The organism is Kitasatospora sp. NPDC088391 (genome assembly GCF_044753345.1).
Lineage (GTDB): Bacteria > Actinomycetota > Actinomycetes > Streptomycetales > Streptomycetaceae > Kitasatospora.
Genome location: NZ_JBIVNB010000006.1, coordinates 295,979 through 315,919 on the forward strand (window position 1 = coordinate 295,979; position 19,941 = coordinate 315,919).

Genomic DNA, 19,941 nt, shown 5'->3' on the forward strand with positions numbered 1-19,941 from the left:
AATGCCAGCCTCCAAGTGACTCCCCGCTGTCCAGTAACAGCAGGTCAGACCATGTTTGGGTGAAAAGAGAGGGCAAAACAAATAAAGTACTAGGGAGAGCGGAAACGCGCTCTTTTCCGTCACCTCGTCACCTGCACAGAGGACTTGGCGGCGCTCGATGGGCGTGAAAAACCCCGCCAGGCTCAGAACCTGGCGGGGTCGGCGTGGCGGTGTGAGGGTCGCCACGGAGTATTTCGGCTTCACCACAGCGCGATCCGGCGGCACTGCTCTCGTTCAGTCCGTGTCCGGATGCTCGGCCCACCGGATCACGATGCGGTCCCTGGTGTTGGCGTTGCGGCCCCGGCCGGTGGCCTTGGTGATCCGGACCGAGTCGACGAACAGGGCCAGGAACTCCCGGCGGCGCTGGAGGTCCCACGCGGCCCAAGGGGTTCCCGGGCCGATCGGGTCGCCGTCGACCCCCGTCCAGTCGTCGGGGATGGCGATGGTCGCGGCGGCGGCCTGCTCCAACTCCTTGATCCGAGCGTCCGTGCGCTGTTCGTGGGCCATGAGCCGTTCCACGGACTCGCGGAAGACCTGGGTGCCGACCGTGCCCGCGTACGCACCCGCCGTGCGGTCCTCGTAGAGCGTCCGGAGGGAGGCGCGGACGTGCTCCAACTCCGATCGGGCGGCGGAGAGTTCCGCTTCGCGGCCCGAGTTGTCGCGCTGGTGGGCGAAGCGGCGGGCGGCTTCGGCGAGCCACTCCAGTTCTTCGGGGTCGTCGGGGTCCATCGTGGTGAGCCGGGCCCAGACCCGACCGGCTGTCTCGTTGTCGGCCTGTTCCATGTGGATGACCAGTCCGCCGTGGCCGGCGACCACTCCACCGGCCCGGTTGCACTGGTAGTACCGGGTCTCTCCCCGGACCGACGCGACCATGACGGAGCCGCAGACGTCGCAGAACAGGAAGCCGTGCCCGGCGAGCAGCGTGGGCACCCGGTCGGCCCGGCGCTCGACCGTCTTGCTGCGGCCGTTCAGGACGTCTTGCAGCGCCCACCAGTCGGCCGGGGGGATCAGGGGTTCGTGCGACTCCAGGGGAGCGCCTGACGGGTCGCGCAGGATCGCCCGGTGGCCCGTGGTCCCCGGGACGACCTCGCCGTCCGCGCCCCTGCGGCGCTGGCTGCGTCCCTCCCACTCGATCGCGTATCCGGCGAGGCGCGGATCGCGGAGGACGCGCAGGACGGTGGAGGACGTCCAGGAGGGGCGTTCGGCGGACTCCGACAGGCCACGGGCGCGCCGGGCCGTCAGGCGCTTCGTACCGCTCTCGCCGAGGGTGGTGACCTTGGTCGGGGCGGACTCCTCGTTGAGCTTGCGGGCGATGCCGGTGCCGGACTCGCCGGCGACCGCCCAGCCGACCATGCGCCGCACCCAGTCGGCTTCCACGGGGGACGGAACGAGCCGCGACACCGTCAACTCGCCACGCGTGACCCGCTCGCTGACGAAGCCGTACGGGGGGATGCCGGAGGTGTGGCCACCGGCCTGCCGGATCTCCTCCTTGGCGCTGGTGATGTAGGCGGACTTCAAGTCGGATTCCTGCTGGGCCAGTCCGGCGATGATGGCCAGGATGCCGACGCCGACCGGGGTGGAGGTGTCGAGGTACGGCTCCTCCACGCTGACCAGCCGGACGCCGTGCTGCTCCAGTTCGTCGATGATTTTCATCGCTTCGAGCGCGCCACGGCGGGTGAGCCGGGACAGGGAGAAGACCACCACCGCGTCCACGTGCCCGGCGCGCACGGCCGCCATCAGCTCCTCGAAGCCGGGGCGGTGGGTGTTCGGGTCCCAGCCGGACTTGCCGATGTCCTCGAAGTGCCCGGCGTTCTGCCAGCCCCTCGACTGCATCAGCGCCTCGGTCTTGGTCCGCTGAGCCTCGGGCGACGCCTTGGAGTCGTCCTCGCGCCGCTTGCTCTGTCGGATGTACGAGACTGCTCGTACCTGATCGAGGTCGGGCCGCGAGCCGGGTCGACCCTGTGACTTGAGAGGTGCCATGTGGGCAGCGTAGTGAAGATCAACGTGCTGACCGTGCCCGCCGAGCAGCGGGAGGTGCTGGAGCAGCGGTTCGGGTCGCGGGCCGGGACCGTGGAGGGGTCGGACGGGTTCGAGTGGTTCGAGCTGCTCCGTCCGGTGGAGGGGACCGACCAGTACCTGGTGTACACCCGGTGGCGGGACGAGGAGTCGTTCCGGGCGTGGATGGAGGGCCCGATGAAGCAGGCGCACCAGGGCGGCGGCGCGGAGGGCGAGGCGCCCCAGCGGCCCGCGGCCGCCGGTTCCACCCTCTGGTCCTTCGAGGTGGTGCAGCAGGCCGGGCCGAAGCAGTAGGCGGCGGTCGGGGGCGGGGGCGGGGCCGGTCGGCCCCGCCCCCGCTTCTCACCGGAAGGCGGCGCGGCGGGTGGCGCGGCGCAGGGTGCGCAGCAGCGGGCCGCCGACGGTGAGGCAGAGGACGGCGGTGAGGGCGGCCCGGGGGAGGTCCCAGCCGAGGGAGGTGGTCAGGCAGTAGAGGGCGAAGCGCAGCAGGTTGGCGGGGAGCGGATCGCCGGGGACGAAGGAGATCGCCGTGCCCAACCCGCCGATGTAGGGCCAGCCCTGAAGGTTCATCACGGTGCCGTAGGCGACGGCGGAGACGACGCCGTAGCCGGCGAGCAGGGCGAGTTCGCCCCGGCCGCGCAGCGCCGCCGCGCCCGGGAGCAGCCCCGCGCCGAGGCAGACCCAGCCCATGGCGAGCATCTGGAACGGCAGCCACGGGCCGACGCCGCCGGTGAGCAGCCCCGAGGCGAACATCGCCAGGGCGCCCAGCACGAAGCCGAAGCCCGGGCCGAGGGCCCGGCCGGAGAGCACCATCAGGAAGAACATCGGCTCCAGCCCGGCCGTGCCCGCCCCCAGCGGGCGCAGCGCGGCCCCGGCCGCAGCCAGCACGCCCAGCATCGCGACGGCCTTGGCGTCCAGGCCGGGCGCGCCGGTCGCCCGGCGGCCCTCGGAGAGCTGGGCGACCAGGACGGCCAGCAGCAGCGGCATCAGCAGTGCGAACAGCCAGGGCGCGTCCGCCGAGTGGCCGACCAGGTCGGACTCCCGGGAGGCGAGCAGCGGCCAGCCGAAGGCGGCGACGCCGACCGCGGAGACCAGGCAGAGCGAGACCACCGAGCGCGGCCCGAGCGGCACCGGCCGGACGGGGGAAGGCCGGGACGGACGCGCGTTCACCGCGGCACCTCCGCAGCCGGAACGGAGGTGCCGGCGCACCCGGACACGGGGGAGGGGGAAGGGGACGGCACGGTGCGGCGGATCGGGGCCGGGGCGGCCGGCCGCCGGCCGCGGGCCGGGTGGCGGGTCATCGGGCGCCCCCCGCGGGGGCGAGCGCGGCGGCCACCTCGGGGACGGTGAGGTACGGCGGGAGGATCTTCGCGGTCTGCGGGGCGAAGGTGGGGGAGGCCAGGACGACCTCCGGGGTGGGGCCGTCGGCGACGATCTCGCCCTCGGCCAGGACCGCGGTGCGGTCGGCGAGTTCGGCGGCGAGCTCGACGTCGTGGGTGGCGAGCAGCACGGCGTGGCCGTCGGCGGCCAGGCCGCGCAGGACCTCCACCAGGCGGGCCTTGGCGGCGTAGTCGAGGCCGCGGGTGGGTTCGTCGAGCAGGACCAGCGGCGGGCGGGCGGTCAGGACGACGGCGAGGGCGAGGGTGAGGCGCTGGCCCTCGGAGAGGTCCCGGGGGTGCCGGTCGTCGGCGACGCCGGGCAGCAGCGCGGCCAGCAGGGCGCGGCAGGTGCCGGGTTCGGCGTCCGCGTCCTGGTCGGCGGCGGTGCACTCGGCGGCGACGGTCTCCGCGTACAGCAGGTCGCGCGGGTCCTGCGGGACCAGGCCGACGGAGCGGATCAGCTGCTTGGGGCGGGCCTTGTGCGGGACGAGGCCGTTCACCCGGACGGTGCCGGCGTCGGGGGCGTGCAGGCCGACCAGGCTGCCCAGCAGGGTGGACTTGCCCGCGCCGTTGCGCCCCATCAGGGCGGTGACCTCCCCGGCGCGCAGGGCGAGTTCGACGCCGCGCAGGGCCGGGACGGGGCCCCGGGAGACCACCAGGCGGGCGGCGGTGGCCACGGGTTCGGCCGGGGCGGGGACCGGTCGCGGCGGCGGGGGCGGCAGCTGCTCCCGCAGGGCGGCGGCCCGGCGGCGGGCGTCCCGGACGGTGAGCGGCAGCGGGTCCCACCCGGCCAGCCGCCCCAGGTCGACCACCGGGGGCCGGACGGGGGAGCGGGCCATCAGCGCGGCCGGGTCGCCGAGCACCGGCGGCTCGCCGGGCCCGGGCAGCAGCAGCACCTGGTCGGCGTACTGGACGACCCGCTCCAGGCGGTGCTCGGAGAGCAGCACGGTGGTGCCCAGGTCGTGGACCAGGCGCTGGAGCACGGCGAGCACCTCCTCGGCCGCGCCGGGGTCGAGCGCCGAGGTCGGCTCGTCCAGCACCAGCACCTTCGGATGGACCGTCAGCACCGAGCCGATCGCCACCCGCTGGCGCTGCCCGCCGGAGAGCGAGGACAGCGCCCGGCCGCGCAGTTCGGCCAGGCCGAGCAGGTCCAGGGCCTCCTCGACCCGGCGCCGCATCACGGCCGGGGCGAGGCCCAACGACTCCATGCCGTAGGCGAGTTCCTCCTCGACCGTGTCGGTGACGAAGTGCCCGGCCGGGTCCTGGCCGACGGTGCCGACCACGTCCGCCAGGTCGCGCGGCCGGTGCGTGCGGGTGTCCCGTCCGGCGACCGTGACCCGGCCGGTCAGGGTGCCGCCGGTGAAGTGCGGCACCAGCCCGCAGACGGTGCCCAGCAGCGTCGACTTGCCGGAGCCGGACGGGCCGACCAGCAGGCAGAGCTCGCCCTCCGGGACGGTCAGGTCGACGCCCCGCAGGGCCGGTTCGGCGGCCTCGGCGTACTGGACGCCGACCTGTTCGAAAGTGATCACCGGGTGCTCCGGGGCGGCTCGGGGGTGACGAAGGCGGGCAGCAGGCCGACCAGGACGGCCAGCGCGGGCAGCAGCGGCAGGGTGGGCAGGGTCGGCGGCACCACCGGCGGGGTCAGCGCCTCCGGCCAGCGGGCCGCGTACCGGATCAGCGCGGCCGCGACCAGCACCCCGGAGCCCGCCGTCAGCCACTCGGGCAGCGCCCACGGGTCGGGCCGGTAGCGGGTCCGGACCGAGCGCCGGCCGCCGAGCACCAGCCCCGCCCCGGCCGCCCCGGCGCCCGCCAGCAGCACCGGCAGCGCCCACGGGTGGCTGCCCGCCGTCAGCAGCCCGTACGTCGCGCAGCACACCGCGAGCAGGCCGGCGAGCGTCAGCGCCCCCGCGGTGCGGGCCGGGCGGCCCGGCGCCTCGGCGGTCCGGCCGAAGCCGCGGGTGTCCATCGCGGCGGCCAGCGCCACCGAGCGCTCCAACGCGCCCTCCAGCACCGGGAGTCCGACCGACAGCACGGCCCGCACGCCCCGGTCCGAACGGCCGCGCAGCCGGCGCGCCGCGCGCAGCCGCCGGACGTCCGCGACCAGGTTCGGCGCGAAGGTCATCGCCACCACCGCGGCCACGCCCGCCTCGTAGAGCGCGCCCGGCAGCGAACGCAGCAGCCGGGAGGGCGAGGCCAGCGCGTTCGCCGCGCCCACGCAGGCCAGCAGGACCGCCAGCCGCAGACCCTCGTACAGGGCGAACAGCAGTCCCTCCAGCGTCACCGACCCACCCAGCCGGACGCCCTGCGCCCAGCCGGGGAGCGGTAGTTCGGGCAGCGTGAACAGCACGTGGGTGCCGCCGACCGGGGAGCCCAGCAGCACCGCGAACACCATCCGGACGGCCAGCACCAGCAGGCCGAGCCGGAGGAACGCGCCGTACGAGCGCGACCAGGGCGCGTCGCCGCGGCGGGCCGCCACCACGTAGCCCGCCACCGCCAGGATCAGCAGCAGGAGCAGCGGATTCGTGGTCCGGCCGGCCGCGGCCGCCAGGCCCAGCGACCACAGCCACCAGGCCCCCGGATGCAGCTGCCGGGGCAGCGAACGGCGGTGCACGGCACGGGAGTTGCCGCTCCTGGGCGGGGAGGTGCGGTCGGCGGTCGGCATGCTCAGCGGTTCCGCCGGCGGCGGTTCTGCCAGAACGCGCCCGCGCCCAGCAGCACGACGGCGGCCAGCCCGAGCGCCGGGCCGCCGTCGGAGCCGCCGGAACTCCCGGGCGCGGCCGAGGAGCCGCCGCCGGAGACGGCCTCGCCGCAGCCCGCGCGCGGATAGCCCGCGATGGCGCACAGCAGGCCGCCGGAGTCGTAGCGCAGCGGCGGCGCGACCGCCGCCAGCACCTCGGCGGAGCTCGCCGCCGTCGGCACCGAGGCGCACAACACCTTGGTGGCGGGCGGCTGTTCACCCTTCGGGGCGTCCTGCGCGGTGCCGAAGTCCAGCACCACCGCGACCCGCTTGCGCCCGGCCGCCGGGGCGGTGTCCGCGCAGATCCCGGCGAAGTCCGGGGCCTGCCCGGGCCGGGGCGTGTGCTGCCCGCCGTCCGGGCTCAGCACGAACCGCCAGCCGTCCACCGCCCCGTCCGCCGGCACGTTCCCGGTCGGCGCGGCCTGCTGGTACGCCCAGCCGTCCGCGCCGCCCTTCCAGAACGACCAGTACCGGTAGTCGGCGGCCCGCGCCGGACCCGCGCCCGGCCCGAGCAGCGTCGCCAGCACCGCGCCGAGCAGCCCGAGCACGGCGGCGGCGGTGCTGACGGCGGTGGCGACGGCGGACGGTCGGCGGTCCGGGCGGACGCTCACCGCTGCTGCCCCGCGGAACCGCCGTTCCGGCGGCGGCGGTTGAGGCTGAGCAGCAGGCCCGCGCCCGCGCCGATCAGCAGGCCGACGCCGATCGTCCAGATCGCCGGGAAACCGCCCCCGTCCTTCTTCCTGTCCTGCCCGGCCGGGGCCGGGGCGGACGCGGCGGCCTGCGGCGCGGACTTCGGCTGCGGCCCGGCGGCGGTCAGCAGCCCCACCAGGTCGTGGCCGCCGAAGCGGTACGGGTCGAGCTGCGCGGCGCGGGCGGCCAGCACCAGGGTGGCGGCCGCGGCCGGGTCGGTGCCGTCCTTGCCCTGCGCGGCCCAGGCCCAGCCGTTGCCGGCCAGCCAGTCGGCGGCGCCCGCGGCCTGCGCGCCGTACCCGGCGGCGGCCAGGCCGAGGACCGCCCAGGCGGTCGAGGCGTGGTCGGGGGTGGCGGGCGCGCCCGGCGTGGTCAGCATCAGGTGCTGCCCGTTCGCGGCGAGCTGCGCCGTCAGCCAGGCGGCGTCCGCCTCGGCCGAATCGGCGTGCGCGACCGGGCCGTTCGCCCCGTCCGCGCAGGCCGGGGCCTTCGGCGCGGCGTCCTTGCGCGGCGCGGCCGCGACCGGCAGGTGCCCGCCCGCGGCGGCCAGCAGGGACTGCGCGGAGGCCAGCGTGTTGGGGGCGGCCGGCACCCCGGCCGCGGGCTGGTACTGGAAGGCGCCGCGCTGCTCGGCGGGCGCGGCGCAGCCGAGCTGGAACGCGGCCAGCGCGTCGTACGCGGTGTGCGGCGCGGTGCCGACCGAGGCCGGGTCGGCCCCCGCCGCGAGCAGCGCGTTGATCACCAGCGCGGTGGAGTCGGCGTCGCCGGGCGAACCCGGGTTGTACGCCCAACTGCCGTCCTGGTTCTGCTGCTTGCGCAGCCAGTCGACGCCGCGCCCGGCCTGCTGCTGGTACCCGCCGAGCGCGGTCAGCGCCTGCACGGCCACCGCGGTGGCGTTGGAGTCCTCGGTGGCGGGCAGGCACGGCGCGCCCTCGGCCCGGTAGGAGGGCCAGCCGCCGTCCTCGCACTGCTGGCCGAGCAGCCACTGCACGGCGGAGTCGGCGGGCTCGGCCTTCTCCTGCTTCAGCGCGAGCAGCGCCAGCGACTGCCGCCACACGCCGTCGTACTGCGGGTCGCCCTTGCCGTACAGCCCGGCGGGCAGCGCGGCGGACGTGGCGGTGGACGTCGCGGTCGCGGAAGCGGCGGGGGAGCCGGCGGGGGAAGCGGCGGGGGAGGCGGTGTCGGCGAGCGCGGGGACGGCGAGGACGCCGGTCAGCAGGGCCCCGGTGAGGGCGGCGGCGCCCAGGCGGGCAGCGGTCGGCATGGCGGGTGAAGCCTTTCGGTGAGCGGTCGCAGCGGCCCGGGTGCGGCCCGGAACGCCCGTGGACCCACGACGGAGGAGGGCCGCTCGCCCCCGGCCGGGCAGTCCGACTGCGCCGGCCCCGCCGGAACGGGGGCGGCTCACGGTTGCGGGTCAGCGCCGGAATCGCACCGGCTTCCCCCGGCCACGGAGGCGGGTGTGCAGTTGTCGGACGGTCCGGTGGGGGCCGGTCCGCGACCAACGACTCTAACCGGCGGCCGGCGGAACTCCCGCAACCGCGGGTGGAACGGGTTCCAGTTCTTGATCGGCCGCGGTGAGCGTGAGCAGCCGGGCGGCGGTGTGCAGGTCGGCCCGCACCTCGGCCAGCGAGGCCCGCCCGGACAGCCACACCAGCAGCGTGGCGTGCCAGGTGTGCCCGACCACCCGCAGCGCGGCCTGCTGCCCGGCGGTGGGCGGGCCGGGCAGCCGGGCGGCCTCCAGCACGATCGCCGAGGTGACCTGGGCGACCTCGTCCACCTCGCTGCCCACCGAGCGGTCCGCGAAGGACAGCGCCCGCACCATCGCCTCCGCCAGCCGGGGCTCGCGCTGCAGCGCGTGGAAGGCGTTGGTGAGCGCCTCGGCGACCCGGGACGCCGGGTCCGCCCCGGCCGGCGGATGCCGCCTCACCTGCCCGTGCAGCCGCTCCAGCTGCTCGCGCATCACCGCGACCAGCAGGTGCACCTTGGACGGGAAGTAGCGGTACAGGGTGCCCAGCGCGACCCCCGCGCCCTCGGCCACCTCGCGCATCTGCACCGCCTCGTAGCCGCCCCGGGCGGCCAGCGCGGTGGCCGCCCGCAGGATCGCCCGGCGGCGTTCGGCCTGGCGCGGGGTGAGCGCCGGATCGGCGGCGGCGTTCGCGGTCACGGGTGCTCCAGCGCGGTCACGGCTACTCCAGGGGCGGCGGTCGGAGCGGGGGCGCGGCGTGGCGTGAATCACCTGCCAGGGCTCCTGACGGCAAGCTACGGCCCGGTAATCTTCGAGGTCTCTCGTTGTTCACTTTCTCCAACGACGAGCCCGCACCGCTGTGAAACGTGATCTACTTTACCGGTCGGCGGCCACGTCCGTCGCCGGTCCCGGTGAGTCAAGGAAGAGGGGCCAGGGGATGACCGCGTCGCCGCCGCCGCTGCGGATCGCCCTGCTGTCGTACCGGGGCGACCCGTTCTGCGGGGGCCAGGGCGTCTACGTCCGCCACCTGTCCCGCGAACTGGCCCGGCTCGGCCACCACGTCGACGTGATCGGCGCCCAGCCGTTCCCGGTCCTCGACGAGGTCGACGGGCCCGGCTCGGTCCGCCTGGTCGAACTGCCCAGCCTCGACCTGTACCGCTCCGACGACCCGTTCCGCACTCCCGCCGCCGCCGAGTTCCGCGGCCCGGTCGACGTGCTGGAGTACGCGGTGATGCGCACCGGCGGCTTCCCCGAGCCGCTGACCTTCTCGCTGCGCGCCCGCCAGTACCTGGCCCGGCACAAGGGCCGCTACGACGTCGTGCACGACAACCAGACCCTCGGCTACGGCCTGCTCGGCCTGGCCCGGCACGGCTTCCCGCTGGTCACGACGGTCCATCACCCCGTCACCGTGGACCGGAAGTTGGAGCTCGACGCGGCCGGCGGCCGACTGGCCCGGCTCGGCAAGCGCCGCTGGTACGGCTTCGTCCGGATGCAGCGCCGGGTCGCCGCCCGGCTGGACCAGGTGATCACCGTCTCGGAGAGCTCGAAGGCCGAGATCGCCGGACAGCTCGGCACCGCGCCCGGCGCGATCTCGGTCGTCCCGATCGGCGCCGACACCCGCCTGTGGTCGCCGTCCGCCGAGGTCGCCCGCGTCCCCGGCCGGATCGTCACCACCTCCAGCGCCGACGTCCCGCTCAAGGGCCTGGTCCACCTGGTCGAGGCGCTCGCCAAGGTCCGCACCGAGCGCGACGCCCACCTGGTCGTGGTCGGCAAGCCGCAGAAGGAGGACGGCCCGGTCACCGAGGCGGTCCGCCGGTTCGGCCTGGAACGGCACATCGAGTTCCGCACCGGCCTGAGCGACGCCGACCTCGTCGACCTGTACCGCTCCGCCGAGGCCGCCTGCGTCCCCTCGCTCTACGAGGGCTTCTCGCTGCCCGCCGCCGAGGCGATGGCCACCGCCACCCCGCTGGTCGCCACCACCGGCGGCGCCATCCCCGAGGTCGCCGGACCCGACGGCGAGACCTGCCTGGCCGTCCCGCCCGGCGACGCCGGCGCGCTCGCCGCCGCCCTCGGCCGGCTGCTCGACGACCCCGCGCTGCGCGAGCGCCTCGGCACCGCCGGGCGCGACCGCGTGCTGGCCCGGTTCACCTGGGCCCGGGCCGCCGAACTGACCGCCGAACGCTACCGGGCCGCGATCGCCACCGGCGCCGGCGCCGCCGCCCGCTCCGGCCCCGGCTGGCGCTACGTCGGCTGACGCTCCGTCAACCCCCTCGCCCCACCCCCTTCGTGAATGGGAGCCCGCAGTGCTGACCGTCGACTTCTCCCGCTTCCCGCTCGCCCCCGGCGACCGGGTGCTCGACCTGGGCTGCGGCGGTGGCCGGCACGCGTTCGAGTGCTACCGGCGCGGCGCGAACGTGGTCGCCCTCGACCGGAACGCCGAGGAGATCGCCGAGGTCCGCAAGTGGTTCGCCGCCATGGAACAGGCCGGCGAGGCCCCCGCCGGGGCCAGCGCCACCGCCATGGAGGGCGACGCGCTCAACCTGCCCTTCGACGACGACACCTTCGACCGCATCATCATCTCCGAGGTGATGGAGCACATCCCCGACGACAAGGGCGTGCTCGCCGAGATGGTCCGGGTCCTCAAGCCCGGCGGCCTGCTCGCCGTCACCGTCCCCCGCTACCTGCCCGAGAAGATCTGCTGGGCGCTCTCCGACGAGTACCACGAGGTCGAGGGCGGCCACATCCGGATCTACAAGGGCGACGAGCTGGTGCAGAAGGTCCGCGAGGCCGGCCTCCAGCCCTACGGCGAGCACCACGCGCACGCCCTGCACTCCCCGTACTGGTGGATCAAGTGCGCGATGGGCGTCAACAACGACAAGGCCCTCCCGGTCCGGGCCTACCACCAGCTGCTGGTCTGGGACATCGTCGGCACCCCCGTCGTCTCCACCCTCACCAAGGCCGCCGAGAAGGCCCTCAACCCCGTCATCGGCAAGTCCTTCGTGGTCTACGCCAGCAAGCCCCACCTGCCCCGGACCGGCGCATGACCGCCGCCGTCCCCGAGGCGCTGCTGCTCGACGGCGTCCTCGACGCCGCCCGGGCCGCCGACACCGTCCGGTCGATCCTCGCCCACCAGCAGCCCGACGGCGCGATCCCCTGGTTCCACGGCGGCCACCTCGACCCCTGGGACCACACCGAGGCCGCGATGGCCCTCGACACCGCCGGCGAGCACGCCGCCGCCGAAGCCGCCTACCGCTGGCTCGCCGACCGGCAGAACGCCGACGGCACCTGGTACGCCGCCTACGCCTACGGACAGCCCGGCACCGCCGACGGCACCGCCACCGACCTCGCGCGGGAGACCAACTTCTGCGCCTACATCGCCGTCGGCGCCTGGCACCACCACCTCTCCACCGGCGACGACAGCTTCCTGGAAGGGATCTGGCCCGCCGTCGCCCGCGCCCTCGACCACTGCGTCCGGCTCAGCCTCCCCGGCGGGGCGATCGCCTGGCGGCAGGACGAGGACGGCACCGCCACCACCGACGCGCTGCTCACCGGCTCCTGCTCGATCCTGCACGCGCTGCGCTGCGGCCTCGCCATCGCCGACCACCTCGACCACCCCCAGCCCGACTGGGAACTCGCCGCCGGCCGCCTCCGGCACGCCATCGCCGACCACCCCGAGCGGTTCCTCGACAAGGACCGCTACTCGATGGACTGGTACTACCCCGTCCTCGGCACCGCGCTGCGCGGCGCCGAGGCCGAGCGCCGGATCGCCGCCGACTGGGACCGCTTCGTCGTCCCCGGCCTCGGCGTCCGCTGCGTCAGCGACCGGCCCTGGGTCACCGGCGGCGAGAGCGCCGAACTCGCCCTCGCGCTCTGGGCCGCCGGGCAGTCCGACCGCGCCGTCGAGATCCTCCGCTGGATCCAGCACCTGCGCCACGAGGACGGCTCCTACTGGACCGGCTACGTCTTCGAGGACGACGCGATCTGGCCCGAGGAACGCACCACCTGGACCGCCGGCGCCCTCCTCCTCGCCGTCGCCGCCCGCGGCGGCGACCACGCGACCGTCAGCGTCTTCGGCGGCGAGGAGCTCCCGGCGGGACTGGCGGTCGAGGGCTGCTGCTAGCCGCTGCGCGCCGCGCCGCGACACGACGCGTGCAACGGAAAGGTCCGCCCGGGGAGGGGGAGTTCCCTCGCCGGGCGGACCTTGCTGTCCGCGCCTTCCGCCCCGCGCGGTTCCCCGCGCCCCTGACAGGGCGAGGGCCGGGGCAGGAAACGGAAAGGTCCGCCCGGGGAGGGGTTCCCTCCGGGGGCGGACCTTTCCGGTGCGACGGGGCGTCAGCCGCGCTGGATGCCCGTGGTGTCGTTGAGGACGCCGTGGCTGCCGTCCGGGAGCTGGGCGACCAGGGCGGCGCCGCGCTGGTCGACGGCCAGGTACCAGGTGCCGGGGACCAGCTCGCCGACCGGCGGGGCGGCCGGGTTGTCCTTGTTGCCGAGCTGGCGGACCGCCGGGACGGCGAACCAGAACGGGGCGAACGGCGCCGCGGCGGCCTGCTGCGGCGGCACCTGGTCCTGGATCGCGGGCTGCACCGCGGTGGGCTGCGGCGCGGGCGCCTGCTGCTGCACGGCCGGGGCCGGGGCCTGGACCTGCGCGGCCGCCGGGTAGCCGTAGCCGCCCTGGCCGCCGAACTCGCCCTGGCCGCCGAACTGCGGGGCCTGCGGCTGGGGCTGCGGCTGCTCGGCCTGCGGCTGGCCCGGGAACGGCTGCTGCTGGGCACCCGGGTAGCCGTACGCGCCGGGCTGACCCGGCTGGCCGGGCTGACCCGGCTGGCCCGGCTGCTGGCCGCCGTAGGGCGGGAAGGGCTGCGGAGTGGTCGCCGCGGGCGAGGCCGCCGGCAGCAGCGGGGCCTGCAGGGCCGGGACCAGCGGGCCGGCGATCACGGCACCGGCCAGCACCAGCGTCGACAGCAGGCCGAGCCACACGCCCGCGCCGTTGCTCGCGCCGGTCGGCGCGCCGCCCACCGCCCACAGCATGCCCCAGAGCGAGATCACCGCCATCGCGGTGCCCCACTGGTCGAGGCGGAGGCCGAGGATCTCCTTGTTGCCCAGGGTCTCCTTCTGCAGGCGGAACAGCAGGATCAGCGCGGCGCCGATGACGCCGAGCAGGAAGACCGACGGGAGCAGCGGGAAGGCCCCGGGCTCCCAGGCGTTCCAGTTCAGGTCCCCGCGCAGTGACGGGAAGGTCCGGAAGGGCAGGAAGGACGAGAGCAGGAGCAACACGGCCGCACCGGCGACGGCGGCGTCTCCCCTGGTGAGAGCGCGCAGGTTCACTGACGTTCCCCTCATTAGGTGTAGTCGTGGTCGGCGGGCGCTGACCGGGCCCCCGTGGTACCGGAGCGGTACAACAGGGCAAAAGCCTAGGGCCAAGGCTCCGCCGCGTGCACAGCGCCCTCCGGATCCGGTGCGGAGCGGTTCGTTCCGGAAGGACCGGGGGCACTGACGGGACAGGTGTTCGACGGTGGGTGTACGCAGCGGCTCACCCGGTGAGATAGCTGGTCAGGGCGTCGGCGAGGGCCTGCGCGGCGCGCTGGCGCCACTGCGGGTCCGACATCCGCCTCGCGTCCTCCGCGTTGCGCATGTTGCCGCACTCGATGAAGACCTTCGGCACCTTCGACAGGTTCAGACCCCCCAGGTCGGAGCGGGTGTCCAGCCCCTGCTGGCCGATGTACGTGGAGACCGGCTCGCCGGTGCCGGCCCGGAACGCGTCCCGCAGCAGCACCCCGAACCGGTGCGAGGGGTCGACGATCGCCGAGGTGTCGGCGGCCCCCGCGACCACCTTGGCGGGCATGATCACGTGGAAGCCGTGGCCGGCGGCCGGCGCGCCGTCGGCGTGCACCGAGACCGCGACGTCCGCGCCCGCCTGGTTGCCGATCCGGGCCCGCTCGTCGATGCACGGCCCCCAGGCGCGCTCCCCGTCCTGGGTCAGCACCACCTTCGCTCCCCGGTCCTGCAGGATCGCCCGGGCCCGGTGCACCACGTCCAGGGTGAACTCCGCCTCCGGGTACCCGGCGTCGGTGGACGTCCCGGTGGTGTCGCACTCCTTGCGGCTGTTGCCGATGTCGACCTGCCGGTTGATCTCCCCGGTGTGCTTGGCGTTGCCCGTGTTGTGGCCCGGGTCGAGCAGCACCGTCCGGCCGGACAGCGGACGGCCCGCCTGCCCCGCCGGGGTGGACGGCCCGTCGGACGGCGCCGCGGGCGGGGACGACCCCGCCGCGGGGCTCCCGGCGCCCGACCCGGCCCCGTCGCCGGGCACGACCTGGTCGCCCTCCGCGTAGTACGGCGAGTGCGTGCCCGACGGGTGCGCCGAGGTGTCCCGCGCGCTGTTGGCGACCGCCTGCCAGCCCAGCCAGCCGATCAGGCAGACCGGCAGCACCAGCGCCGCCACCTTGGCCCCCGCCCGCCAGTGCGCCCCGGGCGACTCGGCCGACCGGAGGCGCCCGGACGCGCCCGGGCGCGGGGCGGGGTGGGGGTCCTGGCCGCCGTTCTCGGCGGGCGGGGTGGTGCCGGTCACTGGTGCCTCAGATCCTGTCCCAGGTGCGCGCCGCCAGGCCGTAGCTGCCGGCGATCGGCTTCCACTTCGTCACGAAGTCCTTCTTCGACTGCGTCGCCTTCGGATTGAGGTCGTTGGCGCGCGCCAGGTCGGGCGTCGAGGGTACCTGGTTGTTGGCGCAGCCCTGCGCCGACACCGTCCGCGCCCACGCCGCGTACGCCCGGTCGATGTCCCCGGACTGCTGCCAGGCCGCCCGCAGGTCCGCCACCGCGTCGGGGCCGCCCGGCAGGGCGTCGGTCTTCAACCCGTTCAACTCGGCCAGCAGCGCGTCCCGTTGCTGCGCCCCGTCGTCGAACACCTTGGCGGCGTTGTCGACCTCCGGCTTCGGCGGGCAGCTGCGCACCTTCGCCACCGCGTTGCCGATCGGCGCCTTCGCGTTCTCGCCCTTGGTCAGCAGCGCGTCCAGCGCCTTCGCCTGGGCCTGCGCCTCCGGGCCCGCCGAGGCCGAACCCGAGGCCGCCGGGGACGCGGGCGCGGACGGCGCGGACGAGCCGCCCTGCCCGCCGCCCGCCGGAGCCCCGCCGCTGCCCGGGTCCGGTGGGGGCGCGGCGGTGCTCCGGCCCTGCGCGGCGCTCCCGTCCCCGGCGCTGCTGCCGCTGTTGCTCACCGCCCACACCACGCCGACGCCGATCACCAGCAGCAGCGCCACGGCCGCGCCGATCAGCACCGGGGTGCGGCGCCGGCGCGGGTCGTCCTCGTAGTCGAACTCCGGCTCCTGGTGGCCGTACCCGCCGGGCCCGCCGCCGAAGGGCTGCTGGCCGCCGAAGGTCTGGTGCCCGGCGAAGGGCTGCTGGCCGTCGAAGCCCTGCTGACCGCCGAACGAGGGGCCGCCGTAGGGCTGCTGGCCGCCGTAGGACTGGTCGCCGAACGGCTGCTGCGGCTGCTGCTGGGGCGGCTGCGGACCACCGAAGGGCTGCCCCTGGGGCGGCGGGAACGGCTGCCGGCCGCCGAACGAGGGCTGCGGGTCGGCCGGGAAGCCGCCGGGGGCGGCGACCGGCGGCGCGGCCGGGGGCGGGACGGGCGGCTGCGCCGCGGCGGGGTCCGGCTTCGGCCGCGGCGGCGGGGTGGCGGCCGTGGCCGCGGTGCGCTGCACGGCGGGCGGCTGCTCCGGCGGGACGGCGGTGCCGGGCGGCGGCGGGGTGGTGGCACCGGGCGGCACCGGGGCGGCCTGGCCGTCGATGGCGGACAGCAGCAGCGGGAGCGGGATCGCCGTGGTGGCCGGACCCGCCGCCGGGTCCTCCGGGACCGCCCGGCGGACCCAGCCGCCCGCGCCGTTGTTCGCGGTCGGATCCCAGACCGCCCTGGCGGCCCTGCCCTGTTCCGTCATGCGCTCCCTCGTCCCCCGTCGACCGGTTCCGCACCGGCGCCCGCCCGGGCCGCTCCGTGGTGCGGTGGTCCGCCGTCTGCCGCCGCCACCGTACCGGCCACCGGTACGGGCGGTCACGGTGGATCGGCGATGCGTCGCCGATGCGTCGCTGATGCGCCGCCGTGGTGACGACGTCCCGGCGGCCGGGTCCGTTCCCGCCGGGGCGCCGGGGCCCGCCCGCCGACGGGCCGTCAGCGGGCGGTCGCGGCGCGGCGCAGCACCCGCAGCGAGCCCGTCACCGAGACCTCCTCGAAGCCCTCGGCGAGGGCCCGCAGGTACACCCGGTACGGGGCCTGGCCGCCGTCCGCCGGGTCGGGGAACACGTCGTGCACCACCAGCAGGCCGTCCTCGGCCAGGTGCGGCACCCAGCCCTCGTAGTCGCCGGTGGCGTGCTCGTCGGTGTGCCCGCCGTCGACGAACACCAGCGCCAGCCGCCCCTGCCAGACCGCGGCGATCTGCGGGGAGCGGCCGACCAGGGCGACCACGTGCTCCTCCAGCCCGGCCGCGTGCAGGGTGCGGCGGAACCGCGGCAGGGTGTCCATCAGGCCGACCTCCGGGTCGACCAGGGTCGGGTCGTGGTACTCCCAGCCCGGCTGCTGCTCCTCGGAGCCGCGGTGGTGGTCGACGGTCAGCGCGACCGTGCCGGCGCGGCGGGCGGCGTCCGCGAGCAGGATCGCCGAGCGGCCGCAGTAGGTGCCGATCTCCAGCACCGGCAACCCGGTCCGCCCGGCCGCGTCCAGGGCCGCCGCGTACAGCGCCAGGCCCTCGTCCTCGGGCATGAAGCCGGTGGCGGCACGGAACGCGGCCAGCACCGGCGCGGCGGGAACGCCGGTGGAGGATTCCGGGCGGCTGGCCGTGGTGGGGTCGGTCATCGGGGCGCTCCTGCCGGGCTGGGGGACTGAGCAGGACCCTACTGGATGGTAGGAACGCCCCCGGGCGACCCCCGGGGGCGTCACCGCGGCCGACGTCACAGCAGCTCGCGGGCGACCCGTTCGCGGCTCGCGGCCAGCTCGGCCCCGATCGCGGCGGCCTGCCCGGCGTCCAGCACCAGCGGCGGCCGGTCGACCGGCGGGGGAGCGGTGTCCAGCATCCGCAGCCGCAGGTAGGTCGGCGGGTGCGACTCGTCGACGCTGCTCAGCTCCCGCTCGGAGGCCCGGACGCGGCGGGCCGTCTCGCTCGCCGGGACGGTCCGGACCGCCTCGGCCAGCGCCTCCCACAGGCCGGAGTCGTCCGGCCGCCCGCCGGAACGCCGCCGGGGCAGGGCGCGCCGGCGGACCAGCACCGCCTCCACCGTCCGCCCGTTCAACAGGGCGACCAGCAGACCCCGGGCGTCCGGCACCGAGGCGAGCCGGGCGGCCAGCCCGTCGGCCCGGTACTCGGCGGCCTGCCCGCTGCGCAGGTGCAGCCTGAACATCAGGCCGGCCAGCGCGCGCACTCCCCGATTGACCACCCGGAGCAGCACGTTGGCGACGAACGCGGCCATGACGATCAGCATCCGCCCGGAGTCGTTGTCGGGGGAGGGGCGGGTCAGCCGCTCCCACTCCCGCAGCGAGGCGACCGCCGAGCCGGTCCACAGGCCGCGCCGGGAGTCCCCGTTGACGCAGTGCCCGATCTCGTGGGCGAGCAGCGCGACCCACTGCTGCCGGGTCAGCATCTCCCACAGCGGCAGGCCGATCTGCAGCTCCCGCCGCCGGCGCAGCCCGACGACGCCGAACGAGGCGTTGAACCGGCCGTTGACCGCGATCGAGTCCACCCGGGGCGCGCCGAGCGCCTCCGACACCCGGTCCACCAGGCCGTACAGGGCCGGCGCGGCCTCCCGGGACAGCACCTCGTCCCGCGCCGGCCGGCCCAGCCGGGGCCGGACCAGCACGGCCACCGCCAGCGCGAGCACGCCCAGCGCCCGCTGGAACCAGCTCCCGCCGATCAGCCCCGCGGTCAGCGACACGCCCAGCAGCAGCACCGTCAGCGACACCAGGTGCACCAGCCCGGCCAGGGCGAACGCCACCACCGGCGGGGCCGACCGCCGGTCCGGGCCCTCGGCCGCGACCAGCCGGAACACCTTTTCGGCCCGGGCCCTGACGGCCCGTCGGCGCCCCTCCTCCCGGCGCTCGTCCCGCTCGGCCCGGCGGCGGGCCCGCGCCGTCCGGTACTGGACGGCCGGCTGCTCGGGCACCAGGTTCCACTCGCAGGCCGGGCACCAGGTCGGGAAGCGCTCGCTCACCGACAGCGGGGCGCCGCACTGCGGGCAGGGGGCGGCGGTGGGGACGGCGGCTTCGGAGGCCGTGACGGGGGAATCGGTGGTGGACACGAGCGCGGATGATGCCAGCCCGGGAAGGGGACGGGAAAGCGGTTTCCGGCGGCCGGGCCCCGGACGCCGGGCGGCCGCCCCGCCCCGTCGGCCCCGGCGATGCGCTATACAGGGGACGACCCTCGGTAGAACGTGTTCCAGCCCGCCGGTGCGGCGGCCGACCCCGCGGAGCAGCCAGTGCGCGCAGCGATCCTGCACCAGACCGGACAGGACGTCCTGGACGTCCGGGACGACGTCGAGGCGGTCGGCCTCGGACCGGGGAAGGTCCGGGTCCGGGTGCGCGCCGCCAGCCTCTGCCACTCCGACCTGTCCGCGATGGCCGGGGTGCTGCCGCAGCCCGCGCCGTTCGTGCCGGGCCACGAGGGCGCGGGCGAGGTCGTCGAGGTCGGCGAGGGCGTGACCGTCCCCGCCGTCGGCGACCGGGTCGTGCTCTGCTGGATGCCGCCGTGCGGCGGCTGCCCGGCCTGCCGCCGCGGCCAGACCCACCTCTGCGTGGCCTCGATCCGCCGACTCGCCACCCCGACCTTCCGGATCGGCGGCGACACCGACGCGTACGGCTTCTACAGCACCGGCGCGTTCGCCGAGGAACTGGTGGTGGCCGCCGACAGCGTCCTCCCGGTGCCCGCCGACCTGCCGCACGACCTGGCCGCGCTGATCGGCTGCGGCGTCACCACCGGACTCGGCGCGGTCGTCAACACCGCGAAGGTGGAGGCGGGTTCGACGGTCGCGGTGATCGGCGCGGGCGGCGTCGGCATCGCCGCCGTGCAGGGCGCCCGGATCTGCGGGGCCGCCCGGATCACCGTGGTCGACCCGGTGGCCTCCCGCCGCGAACGGGCGCTCGCCTTCGGCGCCACCGAGGCGATCGCCCCGGAGGAGCTGAAGGCCGCGGCCCGCTCGGTCCCCGGCGGCGGCTTCGACCACGTCTTCGAGGCGGTCGGCCGCTCCACCACCGTCCGGGCCGGCTACGACGCGGCCCGGCGCGGCGGCGCCGTCGTGGTGATCGGCGCGGGCGCGCAGGACGACCGGGTCTCCTTCAGCCTCGGCGAACTCTTCTTCAACGAGAAGCGCCTGCTGCCCTCGATGTACGGCGGCGGCGACGTCCGCCGCACCGCCGACCTGGCGATCGCCCTCTGGCGGGCCGGACGGCTCGACCTCGACGGCATGATCACCCACCGGCTGCCGCTGACCGAGGTCAACGAGGCGGTCCGGCAGATGCGCAGCGGCGAGGCGCTGCGGACCGTGCTGACCCTGGACTGAGCCGACCGGCCAGGGCCGAAAGGCGGCGGGGGAAGGCAGCCGGGAAGGCGGCCGGGAAGGGCCGCGCCCCCGGTGCCGTC

Annotated in this window: 17 protein-coding genes and 1 riboswitch; of the genes, 5 read left to right on the forward strand and 12 right to left on the reverse strand. The window is 76.2% G+C overall.

What is annotated here, in order from left to right; genetic code table 11:
• Window positions 1-273 precede the first annotated feature (273 nt).
• Window positions 274-2,019 (reverse strand): recombinase family protein, encoded by a 1,746-nt coding sequence (locus ACIQBJ_RS20575; RefSeq protein ID WP_400712133.1) that lies wholly within the window; start codon window positions 2,017-2,019, stop codon window positions 274-276.
• Here ACIQBJ_RS20575 and ACIQBJ_RS20580 point away from each other — a divergent pair, their 5' ends adjacent.
• Window positions 2,020-2,349, forward strand: a complete 330-nt coding sequence (locus tag ACIQBJ_RS20580; protein WP_400712136.1) for an antibiotic biosynthesis monooxygenase family protein — start codon at window positions 2,020-2,022, stop codon at window positions 2,347-2,349.
• 48 nt (window positions 2,350-2,397) lie between these two features.
• Here the strand turns inward: ACIQBJ_RS20580 and ACIQBJ_RS20585 are convergent, their stop codons facing one another.
• The 6 genes from ACIQBJ_RS20585 to ACIQBJ_RS20610 form a co-directional block, all read right to left on the reverse strand.
• Window positions 2,398-3,225, reverse strand: a complete 828-nt coding sequence (locus ACIQBJ_RS20585) for an ECF transporter S component (protein WP_400712139.1) — start codon at window positions 3,223-3,225, stop codon at window positions 2,398-2,400.
• 127 nt (window positions 3,226-3,352) lie between these two features.
• On the reverse strand, window positions 3,353-4,963 hold the full coding sequence (locus ACIQBJ_RS20590) for an ABC transporter ATP-binding protein (protein ID WP_400712142.1): 1,611 nt from the start codon (window positions 4,961-4,963) through the stop codon (window positions 3,353-3,355).
• Window positions 4,960-6,096 (reverse strand): energy-coupling factor transporter transmembrane component T, encoded by a 1,137-nt coding sequence (locus tag ACIQBJ_RS20595; protein ID WP_400712145.1) that lies wholly within the window; start codon window positions 6,094-6,096, stop codon window positions 4,960-4,962. Before ACIQBJ_RS20595 ends, ACIQBJ_RS20590 begins: the two co-directional genes overlap by 4 nt.
• Window positions 6,097-6,098: 2 nt before the next feature.
• Window positions 6,099-6,782, reverse strand: coding sequence for an SCO2322 family protein (locus ACIQBJ_RS20600; protein ID WP_400712148.1), 684 nt, complete (start codon window positions 6,780-6,782; stop codon window positions 6,099-6,101).
• The gene (locus tag ACIQBJ_RS20605; RefSeq protein WP_400712151.1) at window positions 6,779-8,125 is read right to left on the reverse strand and encodes a prenyltransferase/squalene oxidase repeat-containing protein; all 1,347 of its coding nucleotides are present in this window, start codon (window positions 8,123-8,125) and stop codon (window positions 6,779-6,781) included. The genes ACIQBJ_RS20600 and ACIQBJ_RS20605 overlap by 4 nt, the downstream gene beginning before the upstream one ends.
• 96 nt (window positions 8,126-8,221) lie before the next feature.
• Window positions 8,222-8,303, reverse strand: a riboswitch (cobalamin riboswitch).
• 65 nt (window positions 8,304-8,368) lie between these two features.
• On the reverse strand, window positions 8,369-9,025 hold the full coding sequence (locus ACIQBJ_RS20610) for a TetR family transcriptional regulator (protein ID WP_400712154.1): 657 nt from the start codon (window positions 9,023-9,025) through the stop codon (window positions 8,369-8,371).
• Between the two features lie 238 nt (window positions 9,026-9,263).
• Between ACIQBJ_RS20610 and ACIQBJ_RS20615 the strand changes: the two genes are divergently transcribed.
• Genes ACIQBJ_RS20615 through ACIQBJ_RS20625 form a run of 3 tightly spaced genes read left to right on the forward strand, consistent with a single transcriptional unit; the run spans window position 9,264 to window position 12,446 of the window.
• Window positions 9,264-10,580 (forward strand): glycosyltransferase family 4 protein, encoded by a 1,317-nt coding sequence (locus ACIQBJ_RS20615; protein WP_400712157.1) that lies wholly within the window; start codon window positions 9,264-9,266, stop codon window positions 10,578-10,580.
• Window positions 10,581-10,629: 49 nt separating this feature from the next.
• Window positions 10,630-11,370: a class I SAM-dependent methyltransferase gene (locus tag ACIQBJ_RS20620; protein WP_400712160.1), complete on the forward strand. Its 741-nt coding sequence runs from the start codon at window positions 10,630-10,632 to the stop codon at window positions 11,368-11,370.
• Window positions 11,367-12,446, forward strand: coding sequence for a prenyltransferase (locus tag ACIQBJ_RS20625; RefSeq protein ID WP_400712163.1), 1,080 nt, complete (start codon window positions 11,367-11,369; stop codon window positions 12,444-12,446). The genes ACIQBJ_RS20620 and ACIQBJ_RS20625 overlap by 4 nt, the downstream gene beginning before the upstream one ends.
• A gap of 212 nt (window positions 12,447-12,658) precedes the next feature.
• Here the strand turns inward: ACIQBJ_RS20625 and ACIQBJ_RS20630 are convergent, their stop codons facing one another.
• From ACIQBJ_RS20630 to ACIQBJ_RS20650, 5 genes are all read right to left on the reverse strand, one after another.
• Window positions 12,659-13,651, reverse strand: coding sequence for a hypothetical protein (locus ACIQBJ_RS20630; RefSeq protein WP_400712166.1), 993 nt, complete (start codon window positions 13,649-13,651; stop codon window positions 12,659-12,661).
• A 205-nt stretch (window positions 13,652-13,856) separates the two neighbouring features.
• Window positions 13,857-14,891: an N-acetylmuramoyl-L-alanine amidase gene (locus ACIQBJ_RS20635; RefSeq protein ID WP_400712169.1), complete on the reverse strand. Its 1,035-nt coding sequence runs from the start codon at window positions 14,889-14,891 to the stop codon at window positions 13,857-13,859.
• 7 nt (window positions 14,892-14,898) lie between these two features.
• The gene (locus ACIQBJ_RS20640; protein ID WP_400712172.1) at window positions 14,899-16,257 is read right to left on the reverse strand and encodes a hypothetical protein; all 1,359 of its coding nucleotides are present in this window, start codon (window positions 16,255-16,257) and stop codon (window positions 14,899-14,901) included.
• A 230-nt stretch (window positions 16,258-16,487) separates the two neighbouring features.
• Complete coding sequence (locus tag ACIQBJ_RS20645; RefSeq protein ID WP_400712175.1) at window positions 16,488-17,168, reverse strand: class I SAM-dependent methyltransferase; 681 nt, start codon at window positions 17,166-17,168, stop codon at window positions 16,488-16,490.
• Window positions 17,169-17,263: 95 nt separating this feature from the next.
• Window positions 17,264-18,604 carry a M48 family metalloprotease gene (locus ACIQBJ_RS20650; protein WP_400712178.1) on the reverse strand — a complete coding sequence of 447 codons (1,341 nt, stop codon included), beginning with the start codon at window positions 18,602-18,604 and terminating at the stop codon, window positions 17,264-17,266.
• A 177-nt stretch (window positions 18,605-18,781) separates the two neighbouring features.
• Between ACIQBJ_RS20650 and ACIQBJ_RS20655 the strand changes: the two genes are divergently transcribed.
• On the forward strand, window positions 18,782-19,861 hold the full coding sequence (locus ACIQBJ_RS20655) for an alcohol dehydrogenase catalytic domain-containing protein (protein WP_400712181.1): 1,080 nt from the start codon (window positions 18,782-18,784) through the stop codon (window positions 19,859-19,861).
• Window positions 19,862-19,941: the final 80 nt, after the last annotated feature.